Annotated in this window: 14 protein-coding genes; 6 read left to right on the top strand and 8 right to left on the bottom strand. The window is 58.9% G+C overall.

The features are described from left to right. The first annotated feature begins 72 nt into the window (after positions 1–72). Positions 73–291 (top strand): type II toxin-antitoxin system VapB family antitoxin, encoded by a 219-nt coding sequence (locus IHQ71_RS07255; RefSeq protein ID WP_258161274.1) that lies wholly within the window; start codon positions 73–75, stop codon positions 289–291. Further along, on the top strand, positions 288–656 hold the full coding sequence (locus IHQ71_RS07250; protein ID WP_258161273.1) for a type II toxin-antitoxin system VapC family toxin: 369 nt from the start codon (positions 288–290) through the stop codon (positions 654–656). Before IHQ71_RS07255 ends, IHQ71_RS07250 begins: the two co-directional genes overlap by 4 nt. On the opposite strand, the gene IHQ71_RS07245 is transcribed toward IHQ71_RS07250, so the two are convergent. Continuing rightward, the gene (locus IHQ71_RS07245; protein ID WP_258161272.1) at positions 657–2,318 is read right to left on the bottom strand and encodes an electron transfer flavoprotein-ubiquinone oxidoreductase; all 1,662 of its coding nucleotides are present in this window, start codon (positions 2,316–2,318) and stop codon (positions 657–659) included. Positions 2,319–2,530: 212 nt separating this feature from the next. On the opposite strand from IHQ71_RS07245, the gene IHQ71_RS07240 reads away from it, so the two are divergent. Continuing rightward, positions 2,531–2,728, top strand: a complete 198-nt coding sequence (locus IHQ71_RS07240; protein ID WP_308737926.1) for a hypothetical protein — start codon at positions 2,531–2,533, stop codon at positions 2,726–2,728. A 36-nt stretch (positions 2,729–2,764) separates the two neighbouring features. Here the strand turns inward: IHQ71_RS07240 and IHQ71_RS07235 are convergent, their stop codons facing one another. The 5 genes from IHQ71_RS07235 to IHQ71_RS07215 form a co-directional block, all read right to left on the bottom strand. Further along, positions 2,765–3,775 carry an AraC family transcriptional regulator gene (locus IHQ71_RS07235; RefSeq protein WP_258161271.1) on the bottom strand — a complete coding sequence of 337 codons (1,011 nt, stop codon included), beginning with the start codon at positions 3,773–3,775 and terminating at the stop codon, positions 2,765–2,767. Between the two features lie 50 nt (positions 3,776–3,825). Beyond that, positions 3,826–4,839, bottom strand: coding sequence for an AraC family transcriptional regulator (locus tag IHQ71_RS07230; protein WP_258161270.1), 1,014 nt, complete (start codon positions 4,837–4,839; stop codon positions 3,826–3,828). A gap of 986 nt (positions 4,840–5,825) precedes the next feature. After that, a complete protein-coding gene (locus IHQ71_RS07225) occupies positions 5,826–7,097 on the bottom strand; it encodes a hypothetical protein (protein ID WP_258161269.1) in 1,272 nt (423 codons plus the stop codon). Between the two features lie 89 nt (positions 7,098–7,186). Further along, positions 7,187–8,476 carry a pilus assembly protein gene (locus tag IHQ71_RS07220; protein WP_258161268.1) on the bottom strand — a complete coding sequence of 430 codons (1,290 nt, stop codon included), beginning with the start codon at positions 8,474–8,476 and terminating at the stop codon, positions 7,187–7,189. A gap of 80 nt (positions 8,477–8,556) precedes the next feature. Continuing rightward, positions 8,557–8,694, bottom strand: a complete 138-nt coding sequence (locus IHQ71_RS07215; RefSeq protein WP_258161267.1) for a hypothetical protein — start codon at positions 8,692–8,694, stop codon at positions 8,557–8,559. A gap of 652 nt (positions 8,695–9,346) precedes the next feature. Here IHQ71_RS07215 and IHQ71_RS07210 point away from each other — a divergent pair. The 3 genes from IHQ71_RS07210 to IHQ71_RS07200 all read left to right on the top strand — a co-directional run bounded on the left by IHQ71_RS07210 (position 9,347) and on the right by IHQ71_RS07200 (position 12,758). After that, positions 9,347–10,684: an Hsp70 family protein gene (locus IHQ71_RS07210; RefSeq protein WP_258161266.1), complete on the top strand. Its 1,338-nt coding sequence runs from the start codon at positions 9,347–9,349 to the stop codon at positions 10,682–10,684. Between the two features lie 103 nt (positions 10,685–10,787). Then, the gene (locus tag IHQ71_RS07205; RefSeq protein WP_258161265.1) at positions 10,788–11,570 is read left to right on the top strand and encodes a hypothetical protein; all 783 of its coding nucleotides are present in this window, start codon (positions 10,788–10,790) and stop codon (positions 11,568–11,570) included. 39 nt (positions 11,571–11,609) lie between these two features. Next, positions 11,610–12,758, top strand: coding sequence for an MFS transporter (locus IHQ71_RS07200; protein WP_258161264.1), 1,149 nt, complete (start codon positions 11,610–11,612; stop codon positions 12,756–12,758). Between the two features lie 16 nt (positions 12,759–12,774). Here IHQ71_RS07200 and IHQ71_RS07195 read toward each other — a convergent pair whose 3' ends face one another. Further along, a complete protein-coding gene (locus IHQ71_RS07195; RefSeq protein WP_258161263.1) occupies positions 12,775–13,434 on the bottom strand; it encodes a DUF2726 domain-containing protein in 660 nt (219 codons plus the stop codon). Positions 13,435–13,545: 111 nt separating this feature from the next. After that, a complete protein-coding gene (locus tag IHQ71_RS07190) occupies positions 13,546–14,478 on the bottom strand; it encodes a DMT family transporter (protein WP_258161262.1) in 933 nt (310 codons plus the stop codon). Positions 14,479–14,510 lie beyond the last annotated feature (32 nt).

The following is a 14,510-nucleotide window of genomic DNA, read 5'->3' as shown; positions in this document are numbered from 1 at the left end:
GAGCAGCCGGATTGCAGGCGCATTGAATTGCGCATCAAATGATGCTATTTTTGATGCAGCAGGAGAAGAGAGATGAGAACGACTGTTACGATTGACGATGAATTGGTTAGTAGGGCGCAGGAGATCACCGGCATCGAGGAAAAGTCTGCACTTTTGAATGAAGCGCTCAAGCGCATGATTCAAAGAGAGAGCGCGATGAGACTTGCGCGCCTGGGTGGAAGCGATCCTGATGCAAAGGCTCCGCCTCGGCGACGCTGGAGCGAGGACGGAACAAGGTTCGGAAACGAGTGATCCTTCTCGATACTTCGGTCTGGATCGATCACGTCAGCAAGAACAACGACCACCTCTTCGAACTTTTCGAGGAAGGGAAGATTCTCATCCATCCCTTTATGATCGGCGAGGTCGCGCTGGGCTCGTTGAGAGACCATGACAAGATCATAGCTTCTCTGCTCGAGATGCCACGCCCCACGGTGGCCAGCGAAGCGGAGGTCTTATCCCTGATAAGAAACAGGTTCCTGGCTGGCAGCGGTATCGGTTATGTCGATGCCCAGCTGCTTGCATCAACCCGTCTCACGCCCGAAACCATGCTTTGGACACGCGACAAGCGCCTGAGACGTGTTGCCGAAGCAATGGGCGTTGCCTACGCCCTACCCTGATCACATATTCGGATAGACCGGACCCTCTCCGCCCTGTGGCGGCACCCAGTTGATGTTCTGGTTGGGGTCCTTGATGTCGCAGGTCTTGCAGTGGACGCAATTCTGGGCGTTGATCACGAACACCTCGTTGCCATCCTTCTCGACCCATTCATAGACGCCGGCCGGACAGTAGCGGGTCGATGGGCCGCCGAAGACGCCGAGTTCGGACTTGACCTGTAGATCGGCATTCCTGACCTGCAGATGGATCGGCTGATCTTCCTCGTGGTTGGTGTTGGAGAGATAGACCGAGGACAGGCGGTCGAAGGTCAGGACGCCGTCGGGCTTGGGATATTCGATCTTCTTGTAATTCGCCGCCGGTTCCAATGACGCCGCATCGGTCTTGCCGTGCCTGAGCGTGCCGAAGAAGGAGAAGCCGAACAACTGGTTGGTCCACATGTCGAGACCGCCAAGCCCGATGCCGATGAAGGTACCGAACTTCGACCATAGCGGCTTGACGTTGCGGACGCGCTTGAGATCCTTGCCGATCGGCGTCGTGCGCCATTCGTTCTCGATCTCGATGACCTCGTCGTTCGCTCGACCAGCCTCGATCGCGGCGGCGATCTTCTCGGCCGCCAGCATGCCCGAGAGCACCGCATTGTGCGAACCCTTGATGCGCGGCACATTGACGAAGCCCGCCGAACAGCCGATCAGCGAGCCACCCGGGAATGTCAGCTTCGGCACCGACTGGTAGCCGCCTTCGGTAATGGCGCGCGCGCCATAGGAAAGCCGCTTGCCGCCCTCGAACGTGCCCCTGATCGCGGGATGGGTCTTGAAGCGCTGGAATTCCTCGAAGGGGTAGATCCAGGGATTCTTGTAATTGAGATGCAGTACGAAGCCGACGGCGACCTGATTGTCCTCGAGGTGATAGAGGAACGAGCCGCCGCCGGTGCGCATGTCGAGCGGCCAGCCGAAGGAATGCTGCACCAGGCCGGGCTTGTGGTTCTCCGGCTTGACCTGCCAGAGCTCCTTGATGCCGATGCCGAATTTCTGGGGCTCGCGGCCCTCGTCGAGCTTGAATTTCGCGATCAGCTGCTTGGCGAGCGAGCCCCTAACGCCCTCGCCGATCAGTGTGTATTTGCCCAACAATTCCATGCCGCGCGCATAGGCGCCGCTCGGCTCGCCGTCGCGGCCGATGCCCATGTCGCCGGTGGCGACGCCGCGCACGGCACCATTCTCGTCATAAAGTACTTCGGTGGCGGCAAAGCCGGGATAGATCTCGACGCCGAGTTCCTCCGCCTTAGTCGCCAGCCAGCGACAGACATTGCCGAGCGACACGATGTAATTGCCGTGATTGTTCATCAGCGGCGGCATCATGATATTGGGCAGGCGGATGGAGCCGGCGGGGCCGAGCAGCAGGAAATGGTCGTCAGTAACTTCGGTCTTGAAGGGATGCTCGCCATCCTCGCGCCAGCCGGGCAGCAGCTTGTCGATTCCGATCGGATCGACCACCGCGCCCGACAGGATATGCGCGCCGACCTCGGCGCCCTTTTCGAGCACGACGACGGTGAGGTCCGGATTGACCTGCTTGAGCCGGATCGCAGCCGAAAGCCCCGCAGGCCCAGCGCCCACGATGACCACGTCGAATTCCATGCTCTCCCGTTCCGGAAGTTCCATCTCGCTCATATTCTTAACCCCGTCCGGACTTAGCTACATTTGGCAGGGTTCGACTATTGGCAAAACAAAACAGGCTTGTCGAGCCAATGCGCGGCAAATTCAATTGCGTCTGAGCCTCAAACAAACGCCAATCGTCGCAGCATGGCGCCCGGCGATTGGCTTGCCGCCTGTCCTGGGATAGGCTCGATTCCACCACTGCTTGCACAAATGAAGGAAAGACCATGGGCGGATTGAGAACCTTGCTGTTTCTGGCCGGCGTCATCGCCGTCATCATGGGCCTGCTCTGGGCCGGCCAGGGCAGCGGTCTGGCGCCCTACCCGGCCACAAGCCCGATGATCAACAACAGCCAGTGGGTTTATTACGGTGGGTTGCTGGTGGTGGCCGGGCTGGTTGTGATGTGGTGGTCGCGGCGGAAATAGCGCGGCGTTCCGGGAAAGATAACACCTCCCCCATCCTCACCCCATCTGCGTCCTGCGAAACCGCTCCACCGTTTCGCCGGTCCATCGCTTGAACGCCCGGTAGAAGGAGTTCACATTGGCAAATCCCAGCCGGTAGGCCAGTTCCTGGTTGTTCATCTCCTTGAAGGCGAGCGCCCGCATGGCGAATTGCTGGCGTACGCCATCGAGCAGTTCGGCGAAGGTCACCTTTTCCTCGGATAGCCGCCGCTGCAGGGTGCGCTCGCTGACGACGAGCGTCTTGGCGAGGCTTGCCAGCGAGACCTCGCGGAGGTCCGCGTTGGTTTCCAGCGCACGGCGCACCCGGCCCTTGATCGAGTCGTCCTGGAGATCGTGCATCAACTGGTCGACCGCCTCGGCGAACAGCGGCTCCATGGCCGGATTATATGTGAGCTGGGGGCTGTTATAGTCTTCGAGCGTTATCGCCATCACGTTCTCCTCGTCGGAGAAGGTGACGGGACAGTCGAATTTCTCCTGGTAGAGCGCGGCGAAATCCGGTTCGGGGCGGCGCAATTTCATGTAGCGCGGCTTGATCGGCTTTTCGGTGGTCAGGCGCATGAAGCCCAGCATGGATGTGAAGTGGTAATCGACCTTTGCGAAGCAATAGGGCCGGAACTCGAGATAGGCGGAATCGATCTTCAGTTCCGCGTACTGCCCGTTGATCTCGGCGCGCATGAGAAAGCCCAGGACCAGCGGCGAGAACGTCGCGTGGCGCTCCATGCCGATTGCGAGCGTGGCGCCGATCATCGCGTAGAGCGGCGAGAAATTGTAGAGCTTCGGATCGACCTCCATGCCGACCTTCAGACAGATGGCGGGATCGCCGATAACCTCATAGGCCTTGACGAAGAGGGCGTCGGCTTCGAGCGGAGTCAGACCGGATTCGATATAGAGCGGATCGACCCCGATATCCCTGGCCATCTGCACGATGTCATGGCCGGCCTTGCGCAAATTCTCGACGAGATTCCGCGGCATGGGAGCCGTGTTCAGTCGCCGCTCCAGATTGTCTGCCATAGAGTCCTCCCTGCGTTTGTTATTGATCACCGGTGCCCCGCGACACCCTTCTATTCAGCCTGCTGCGCCCTCCGGAACCGCTCCACGGTCTCGCCCGTCCATCGCTTGAACGCCCTGTAGAACGAGTTCACGCTGGAAAATCCCAGCCGGTAAGCGAGATCGTTCGTGTTGGTTTCCCTGAGGGTGAGCGCCCGCATCGCCGATTGGCGTCTCACGTCGTCGAGAAGATCGGCAAATGTCATTTCCTCCTCGGCGAGCCGTCGCTGCAAGGTGCGCTCGCTGACGGCGAGCAGCCTGGCAAGGCTTGCGAGGGAAACATCCCTCAGATCGGGGCTGGTTTCGAGGACGCGGCGAACGCGTCCGCTGATCGAGTCGTCCTTGAGATCGCGCAGCAGGTCCGCCACGCCCGCAGCAAGGAAGGGCTCCATCACCGGCCGGTGAGTGACCTGTCGCGATCGATAATCCACTCGGGAAAAGGCCATCACATTTTCCGCCTCGGAGAAGCGGATGGGACATTGGAACTGGTCTTTATAGAGCTGGACGAAATCCGGCTCCGGACGGCGCAGTTTCATGTATCGCGGACGAATATGCCGCTCGGTCGTCAGATGCATGAAGGCCATGATCGACGTGTATTGGAAGTCGACCTTGGCGAAGCCATATGGCCGGGATTCCGCGCTGCGGGAATCGATCTTCAATTCCACATAGGAGCCGTTCTCGACGATGGTCATGGTGAAACCCCAGACCAGCGGGATGAAATCCGCGTAGCGGCCGATTGCGACATCCAGCGTGGGGGCGACCAATGCATAAAGGCCCGGCATGTTGAGCAGCTTCGGATCGATCTCCCGTCCAACCTTCAAGCCGATTGCCGGGTCGCCGGCAATGTCCCAGGCCTTGCCGACCAGCGTTTCCATCTCGGCCTCGGTCAGGCCGGATTCGATGAACTGGGGATCGATCCCGGCCTCCTGGGAAATCCGCGCGAGATCATAGCCGGCCTTGAGCATGTTGTTGATCAGGTTTCGCGCCAAGGGTGCGGTGTTAAGTCTCCGTTCCAGGTCGTCAACCATTATCCGCAGCTTTTCCAGATTGATGTCCATCGTCAAGTGCCAGTGAAAACGACGCTGCGGCCGCCAGCAAAGCTCTCGGAAAACGCGCCTCCATGTTCACAAGAATTGTTCGGATGTATTTCCCCACTTCAGTTCCCGGTTACTTGCAAATTACTATCTCGGCGAGGCATGGAGGATGCCGGGCGCAGCGCTGTGCTTGCCGATCCGCAGCGCTTCCTGACAACGTAGGGGCATGCTGCCTGTCGAGGCGAGATGGTCCGACCATGGGCATTGCTGCACGCCATACGATGCAAGACAGAAGGATAAAGCCGCCACCGCCGGCGGGCTCAAATCGGCCTGAACGCCGTACAAAACCATATTGAAATAACAACCTAGTGTAGATCACCCAGACCAAATTGCCAATCTCTCGGTGCCGGCCGAGCACCGAGACCCATTCACTTTTTCGTTCGTCGCGGCGAGCCCGCCCGTCGGCAAGCCAACGTTCGTCATCCCGTCATTCGGCCGCCGCCAAAGTTGTAGCGTGACGCGCCATTTTCCAAGCTTGATATGAGAACAATTGGCTTTTGGCAAAAATTGAGTATACTTGCTTGTCTTATGTCAATATAGGCAATACAGCTTATTTGTATGACTTATTTTTGATGTAAATTGAAGTATTTAGGAAATTTGTAATCCAATTCCGGCGCAGTTTGTTTTAATTATGAAAAACTTTATTTTATTGCGCCGTGTATTTTCCACAATACACAAGGCGCCAAAAAAACATCAGCGCACGCCAAAGTCGCCGAATCCCAGTTCATGGCGCGGAGCGGCGGTATTCCGGCGCATCGCGATAGTGGGTTTTGGCAGCGTCGAGTGGCGAAATCGGCGCCAAATTTCAACTTGACCGAATCGGACATGTATTCTGCTGGAGACGGCTACACTTCCGGGTGGTCACTTGATCAGCGGTGGCGAGCCGGCAACAGCGAGGCGTGGATCCGCGGTTGTCGGGATCATGACCTTTCACTGCTGCGACCACGCATCGGGAACATCATAACCCGCCCGCTGTCGGATGTAGAAGGCGCAGCGAAAGAAGAGGCTTCACGACGAGCGACAAAAACAGATCGCCCATTGGCCCCAAGGGCGGAGAGTATGCTTCGCTGAGCATGAGACGCCAGTGTCAGGTCGTCCACCAGCGTTGAAATGGGAGAGGAAGCCGATTGCAAGCGCTGGCTCTCGTGATGAGCCTTTCGCATATGGCCGCTGAATTCGCCAATGGCCTGATCAAGATGATAAGCTTGCTCAGCGATCGCGTGCGACTTGTGCCGCAGGGACTCGGCGGAGATGTCCATCTCAGAATGCGTTCCGGAGAGTTGCTTCAAGACGTTGAGGCACTTTGCCGTCTCCTTCGCGATTCTTGCCGTCAACTCCTGAATATCGTTCATCGCCTCGCATATTGGGGTTCGTCCAGCTGCCGCTGCATCCTTCGAGCGCTCTGCGCCAATCGAAGGCGATCCTTCTGTGCTGTCCGTTTCGTCGATCAATGAAGCCTGTGCCGATTGAACGAACTGCACGAGTGCGTCTATTCGTTCGGCATAGGTTTCGATCATGGCTAGACTTTTCTCTGCCTGATCGGCACGAACCTTGCCGACCTTCGCCGCGACCGAGGTTCCGAGGGCAAGCATTTCGACTTTTCTAGCCTCGCAATCGATCGCGGCCCCGAAGATCTTGACTTTTTGAAACGGTCGCTGACCGTCTTCCAAAGCCTTGGTCAGACGATTGCTCCTGTCCGCGATCTCGTTATTGGCGTGATCAATTACACGAAGGCCCCGCGCAAGACCCTCGGACGACCGATGGATCTCACCGAGCGACGCTTGAAGGTGCGAGCCAAACCGATTGAAACTCTGCACCAGTGGATTGAACTGAACGTTGAAGACATGTGGTGACATGGGCTCGAAAGAGCCTACCGACAATCTGCCAAGACCCAAGCACATCGCTTCGACCGCCGTCTCCAGTTCAGGCTTACTCATGCAAGCCGGCGTGTCCGCCACAGCGGTTGAGTGATGAACTTTCCCACCTGTGAGACCCTGAGATGGATCGGCGACGCTGATCAACGCGGCTTGATGCAAATCCGGCTTCAACGCGCTGGCCGATCCACCACGCTGCAGATGCGCTTCGTCTTTGAGCCCCGTGCGACCGCCCCCGCAGATCATGCGAAGTGCACGTCCGAAAAAGGAAAATAGCCCGTTTCTGAATATTGCCGATCCGGCACCTTGGTCAAGCACGTTGGCATCCTCTGCAATTCTTTCGATGTGTTTGCTTTGCACTCCCGCAGGGGGCGGGAGGACACAGCCGTCAAGGCGAACCGCTGCGGTCATTTCACAAGCCTGGGCTTGCCAGTCGACAGCGAAGCGCCGATCTGCTTGAAGATCTCGGTCATCCCCACCGACGTGGTGGAACTAAAGTAGTGCTTGAGGCTCGATGCGCAGTTCTTCAATGGTTTGGCAGCGGAGTCCGAGATATCGAAGGCAACGGCGAAGATGGTTATGCCGTTTTTCTTCATTTCGGCGCAGGTTGCCTCCTGCATGAGGTTGGCCGCCGACGTGTTGAAGGGGTCGCCGTAGTCACCGGGGGTGTTTTCTCCATCCGTCATCAGTATCAAGACCTTCGGTGGACCTTTCCCATAGTCGTGCGGCAGGTCCGCCTTGCCCCATCTGCCCTTCCATTTCGGCGACAGCATGCGATGGCCCCAGGCCGCACCTTCCCAGATGCTGGTGCCATAGCCGGTCTTGAGGTTGAGCAGGATGTTCCTGATCGGGGTCTTCTCGAAGGACCAGCCGCGAACCTTGGTGCCGCCGCAGGTCGAGGAAGATCCGTAGTTGTTGCCCGTTAGATAAGGCGGAAATTTTTCCACTTCGGGCAGTGCATCGCTGGTGCGGTTTGTTGTCGACCGCAGGCCGGTACAGTTCATGTTGGTTCCGGCATTGCTAGGTGCCAGATTCTTGTCGATCCAACCGGTACTGTAATCCGAAACGTTCACCCGCCCGTCGAAAGGGACCACGGAGACCCAGGTGTCCTTCCGCGTCTCCGCGGTCTTGTACAGGGTGTCGATCAGCGCAACGGCGCTCTTGCGGAGGTCCTTGATCTTGTCGTCGTCCTCCATCGAACTGCTGACGTCCACGACCATCGCCAGTTCCACCCCCGAACCACCGGAGTCGGCGGCTGATGTGACGCCGACCGGCACCTCCTTGACCGAAACGATATTCAACAGGGGCGTTTTCATAGGATAGCTGAATGCGCCGCTGACGATACCATCCGCGATCGTGAAAGTGGGTTTCAGCGCCAAAGCCTCAATGCTACCGTCGTCGTAGATTTCCTTCGCATCCGCCTTGAACATGTCCAGGGCCGCCTGCATTGCTTGGCTCTCACCACTTGACAACGCCTTGGCGCCAGCGAGCACGCCGGCGTCGAGACTGCTCTGCAGCATCGTGCGCAGATTGACGGCCCGGCGATATTCCACCGCGACGCCGATCGAAATAATCAGCGGGACCATGACGATCGCGGAGAGTATCGCAAAGTTGCCCGATCGATCTTTCAGAAATCTTTTCATCACCTTACCAGTCACAATGGAGAAAAAATCAGCCTCAGGATCGGCCGTTGACACTCGCCGCGCCGCCGATGGTCAGCGCGAATTCAATGGGGTTGCGTGTTCATTTCTGGATTGGGCGCGGTCACGTACCGGGACTAGGAGGTCTCGCCCTGCTCCGGACAGAACGCATCATCGCTGGCGGCATCGGAGTCCGTGCCTTTCCACACCAATCGATCCATCAGCGACATGGCCGACCATTGCTGGAACACGGCCGGAAGGCTCGCCCGCGTCAACAAAGAGAGGTTCCACCGGCGGATGGAGTGCAAAACAAGATCGGTACCATGCCTGTCCCCTTCAGAGGCAAGGTATGGGGGGCGGAGCAGGTCGTTGCTCCCGTGGCAGGGACAGGTCGGGTGGCAGAATGAATATGCGGTGGCTGTCATCTGTAAGTCCGTCAGTTTCTCTTGCATGAAAGAACTTTTCTCCCATGCCTCTTTTCTGGACCGGGCTGCTTAAGCATCTGTTAAAATGAAGTATTTCCTATATATTTACAGTATATAAGCTTTAGACATAAAGCATATATTATTGATTTATATCAATCTTCAAAGCAATATATCACGCAAGAAAGTATTTTCGAATGCACTCGAGTACATTTTCCGGGACACCTCGCGGGCCTTGCTAATACGAGAAATGCCAAAAAACTATCGCAACACGCCACGCGACATCCAGCGAGGCGGCAGCCGCCAAATTGACCCCAGAGGACGCCAGATTTCGAGGCGGCGGCCTTTGAGCACCGGATAGGATCGTCCCGGCAAGGGAGCATGTGCGTCCGGTTCCGGTCTTGCCATCCGGCCTCGCTTATGCCATTAGGCGCCCTCCGTCGGCGGAGCCTCGCGCCCGCCCGTCATTCATCATGTCATTTCCATTCAACAACCGGAGCGTCTCATGGCCTCGGCAATCGGCCTCGATTTCGGCACGACAAACACCGTGCTCGCCGTCCGGGATGGCGAGACGACCCGATCGGTGGGCTTTGAAAGCTCCGCCGGCCATTCCGACAGCATGCGGACCTGCCTGTCCTTCATGAAGGATGCCAAGCTCGGCGCGCAGGCCCTGAAGGTCGAAGCGGGTGCCGCGGCGATCCGTGCCTTCATCGACAATCCCGGCGAGGCCCGCTTCCTGCAGTCGATCAAGACCTTTGCCGCGAGCGCCGTCTTCCAGGGCACGCTGATCCATGCCCGGCGGCATCAGTTCGAAGACCTGATGGAGATCTTCCTCAAGCGGCTGGAAAAATATGCCGGTACGGATCTCGGTTCGACATACGACCGTGTGGTCGCCGGCCGTCCGGTGAAATTCGCCGGCTCCAATCCGGACGAGAACCTGGCGCTCGAACGCTACAACAGCGCGCTCAACCGGCTCGGATTTCCGCAGATTCATTTCGTCTACGAGCCGGTGGCGGCGGCCTTTTATTTCGCGCAGAACCTGAAGCAGGATGCCACCGTGCTGGTGGCCGATTTCGGCGGCGGCACGACCGACTATTCGCTGATCCGTTTCGAAAGCCATGCCGGCAAGCTCACGGCCGTGCCGCTCGGCCATTCCGGCGTCGGCATCGCCGGCGATCATTTCGATTTCCGGATCATCGACAACGTCGTCTCGCCGCAGATCGGCAAGGGCAGCTTTTACAAGAGCTTCGACAAGGTTCTTGAAATCCCGTCGAACTATTACGCCAATTTCGGCCGCTGGAACCAGCTGTCGATCTTCAAGACGCTGAAGGACTTCCAGGATCTCAAGCAGCTGGTGCGCTCGAGCCTCGATCCGGAACGGCTGGAAACCTTCATCGAGCTGATCGAGCATGACGAAGGCTATCCACTCTACCAGGCGGTCTCGGCGGCTAAGATGAAGCTGTCCGAAGCCGAGGAGGTCGAATTCTATTTCCCGCCGCTTGGGCAGCACTCGAAGCGCCTGATCAAGCGCGCGGCCTTCGAAAGCTGGATCGCCAGCGATCTCGCCCAGATCGAGGGTGCGCTCGACGAGGTGCTGGTCAAGACCCGCACCCTGCCCGGCGCGATCGACAAGGTGTTCCTCACCGGTGGGACCAGCTTCGTGCCCGCCGTGCGGCGCATCTTCGAGAACCGTTTCGACCGTGACCGGATCGAGAGCGGCGGCGAGCTGCTTTCCATCGCCCACGGCCTGGCGCTGATCGGCGAACGCGACGACATCGCCAACTGGACGACGATGCCGGGCGAAACAGGGCCAGTGTCGGCCCTCCGCTCTCGGGCGCGTTGAAAAGCGCGCATAGACGGCTCCGGGCGGGCAGATACACAACCTCTGCTGGACATATTCCCGCGAATCCGGCCAAGGGAGATCGGATCACCAGCGAGGCAGAGGCATGTTTTCCAAGTCGATCGATATTATCCGCGAGAACTGGTCGTTCTATCTTGGCTTCATCATGATCCTGACGGTCATGCTCGGCATACAGGACGCGGGCTATTTCAAGTCCGGCGGATCAGTTGGAACGACGGTCATCTGGCTGCTCATCGCACGCTACATCCATCGCAGCGCACTTTTCGGCCTGAAGTTCGCGGAGACCAATGCCGATCGCTCGACAGACATGCGGTTCGGGGGCTTCATCTTGAAGGGACTTCTGCTGGGGGGCGTGGCAATCGCGCTCGCCGTTCCATTCATGTTTCTCACGCTCTCGCCGGGGAGCGGCGTCAGCGGACTGACCTACCTGGTGCTGATCGTGGCTTTTCTCATCGCCTATTCGGTCGTGCTGGGGCTTGCGGGTTCCTGGCTGCCCGCCGATGTTTATGGCCAGAACAAGGGTCTCGGCGCGGCGTTCAAGCGCGGCATGTCGAATTTCGGTTCCGTCTTCATCCGCATCCTGGGTATTACGCTGCTTGGTGTCGCCATTCCGATCGCGCTGGTCATCGCCTTCTTGGGTGCGGGCGTGTCGGCATCGGTGGTGACTGAGGGGCACATTAACGTCACCGGCGCGATCTTTGTCGTCCTGATGCAGACGCTGCAATGCTTCTGCATCACCGTGACGTCAGTGGTCCTCAGTCACTATTACCTCACCTATGAAGGGGTTCTTCCCGGTCAGCCGCCGAGACGCGAGGCTGAGCCAAGCACTGACGCTTTCAAGCCACCAGGCCAGGGCGGGCACCTTTAGACTGGCGAAGCGACGTTCAAGGAAGTGGAGTGAGGCCCGGTGATCCAAAGCATACGCGCGGTATCGAGCCTGATTGCCTCGGTCTTCATCCTGATGTCGGGCTTCGGGCTGGCCAACTATGTGGTGCCACTGCGCGCCCTCGGCGAAGGCTGGACGGCGACCGACATCGCGCTGATCGGCGCGGTCTATTCGGCGGGCTATACATTGGCCTCGTTCATCACGCCGAAGTTCATCCGGCTCACGGGCCATATCCGCGTCTTCGCCGCCAATATCGCGCTGATGGTGGTGTCGATCCTGCTCTGTGCGCTGGTCGCCGATCTCTGGGCCTGGATGGCGTTCCGGGGCATGTTTGGCTTTGCCATCGCCAGCTGCTACCTGATCATGGAAAGCTGGATCAACGAGAAGGCCGAGAACGAATATCGTGGCTTCATGTTCTCGGTCTATATGGTGACCGCGATGGGCGGCACGATCGCCGGACCCTATATCGCCTCGCTCGGCGATGTGATGAACACAGCGCTGTTCATCGTCGCGGCGATCATCCTCGCCTCCGCCGTCTTCCCCGTCGCGCTCTCGGCTTCATCGACGCCGACGCCGCCGACAGAAGTCGGCTTCGACCTCAAGAGCCTGTGGCGGCGCTCGCCGGTCGCCTTTGTCGGCACATTCCTGTCGGGCGTCATCGCCGGGGCATGGCTGAACTTCGCAGCGGTCTTTGCCAAGATGTCGGGCCTCACCGAAACCGGCGGCGCCAACCTGATCGCGGCGATCACGGTGGGTGCGATCGTCGCCCAGTTCCCCCTCGGCCGCGTCTCGGATTATGTCGACCGTCGCGCCGTGATGGTGTTCTGCTGCATTCTCGGCGTGATCGCCGGGCTCTGGATGTTCACGCTCGATGCGCGCCACGAGTACCAGCTCTACATGGCGGCCTGCCTGTCGGGGATGGTGATGTTTCCAATCTATTCGCTCAACGTCGCGCACGCCAACGACATGGCACTGCCGGGCGAATTCGTGCGGATATCCTCCGGCATCACCGTGCTTTACGGCGTGGGCGTCATCCTCGGACCGCTGATCGGCGGACAGGCGATCGCATATTCCGGCCCGAGCGGGTTGCCTGTCGTGCTGGCCATTTTCTTCGCGATCTACGGCGTCTACGCGACCTATCGCATCCTGCGGCGGCCGGCCAAAGTGTGAGCGTCCGGTCAGCGCTTCAGTTGGTGGATGTCCGCGTCGTAGTCGATTGCGTAGATGCGGGGCTTTCAACCAGCCTTTCGACAAGCCGCTTCAATTCGGATGGCGTCGTATGTCCAGCCACCACTTCATGATAGCCAATGCCGGCACGTCGCAGCGCTTCCTTCTTGACTGCGTCGCGCGCTGCAGCTGTGCCTTGATGATGTCCGCTACCCTGGTACTCGACGACATGGCGAGGATGACAATTTTCGTCAACCAGCAACAAGTCGACCCGCTTGGAGTTGATGCAACTATATGCCTGGGCATCTCGACTTTTAAGAATTTCGCCAAGTGACACTTGTGCCATGACCAACCAACGCGGATTGCAGGCGGTGACGAAGGCGTCGAGGTCCTGGTAAACACGCACTTCACTTTTGCTGAGAAGCGGCTGTGCCGAGAAGCTCGCAGCCATCACGATCCGCAGTTGATCTGCGGCATCGGTGGGCCTGCTAGACACCTCGGACTCTCGCAGCCACGGACCAGGCTCAACATTGGGTATTACATGTGGTCGGCTTTGGGAATATGCGCGGTCACGCGCTCTCCATTCACGCCGCCGCAGGCTTGACCTCAAGCGCGATATCGCCACTCCTACGACAAGGCCGATAAATAGGGCGGCGATCAATGTGATCTCTGGTGACATAGACAAAGTCTACTTCGCAACTTTCGAAGACACGTAAAAGCAATTCTTCAAAATCGAGCTTTTGTAAAGAGATGTATCAAAGAACTTGCGGCGCCTGAATGTCGCTTAGTCCTAAGGCGTGAGCGTCTGATCCTCGCGATGGGTCGGAACCTTGCGCCGCGTCTCGCGATAGAGGATGAAGACGCCCGCTCCGATGACGATTGCCGCGCCGAACAGCAGCGTGCCGCCCGGCAGGTCTCCGAACAGGTAATAGCCGAACAATGTCGCCCAGATGATCGAGGTATATTCGAAGGGTGCGATGGTCGAGACGTCGGCGAAACGATAGCTCTGGGTGAGCAGGATCTGCCCCAGCCCGCCGACGAAGCCGGCGCCTATCAGCAGGGCGGCGGACGACCAGGGCAATGCGTTCCAGCCGAAGGGAAGCGTCATCAGCGAGAAGATGGCCGATGACAGCGAGAAATAGAGCACGATCGTCGGCGTGTTCTCGGTGCGGACGAGTTGGCGCACATGCACCATGGCCACCGCCGCCAGCGCCGCAGAAAACAGCACAGCCGCGACACCGGAAATCTCGTTGGGACTGAGTCCGCCCTGCTCGAACAATGTGAGCTTGGGCCATACGATGATTACCACGCCGATGAACCCCGCAAACACCGCGCCCCAGCGATAGCGCCGCACGTCTTCGCCCAACAGCACCGCGCCCGCGACCACAGCGAACAGCGGCATCGCATAGCCGATCGCCACGGCCTCGGGCAGAGGCAGGTGCACCACGCCATAGAAGCCGAGCGCCATCGACGAGACGCCGATGAAGCCGCGGTAGAAATGCCCCATCGGATTGGCCGTCTTGAACGAAACGCCCAGTTCGCCACGGAAAAACAGCCAGACCATGATCGGCACAAGCGCGAAGAACGAGCGGAAGAAGGTGATCTCGCCGGTCGCGATGCCCGGCCCGGCCAGCTTCACCATCGATTGCATCGAGATGAACAGCAGGATCGACATCACTTTCATTGCGATGCCGCGAGCGGGGTTGGCGACGGTCTTGTCCATGGATGCATGTCCGAATAGAGCATTGCCCGGCC

This window comes from Rhizobium sp. TH2 (genome assembly GCF_024707525.1).
GTDB lineage: Bacteria > Pseudomonadota > Alphaproteobacteria > Rhizobiales > Rhizobiaceae > Rhizobium_E.
This window is presented reverse-complemented; position numbering and strand designations above follow the sequence as displayed.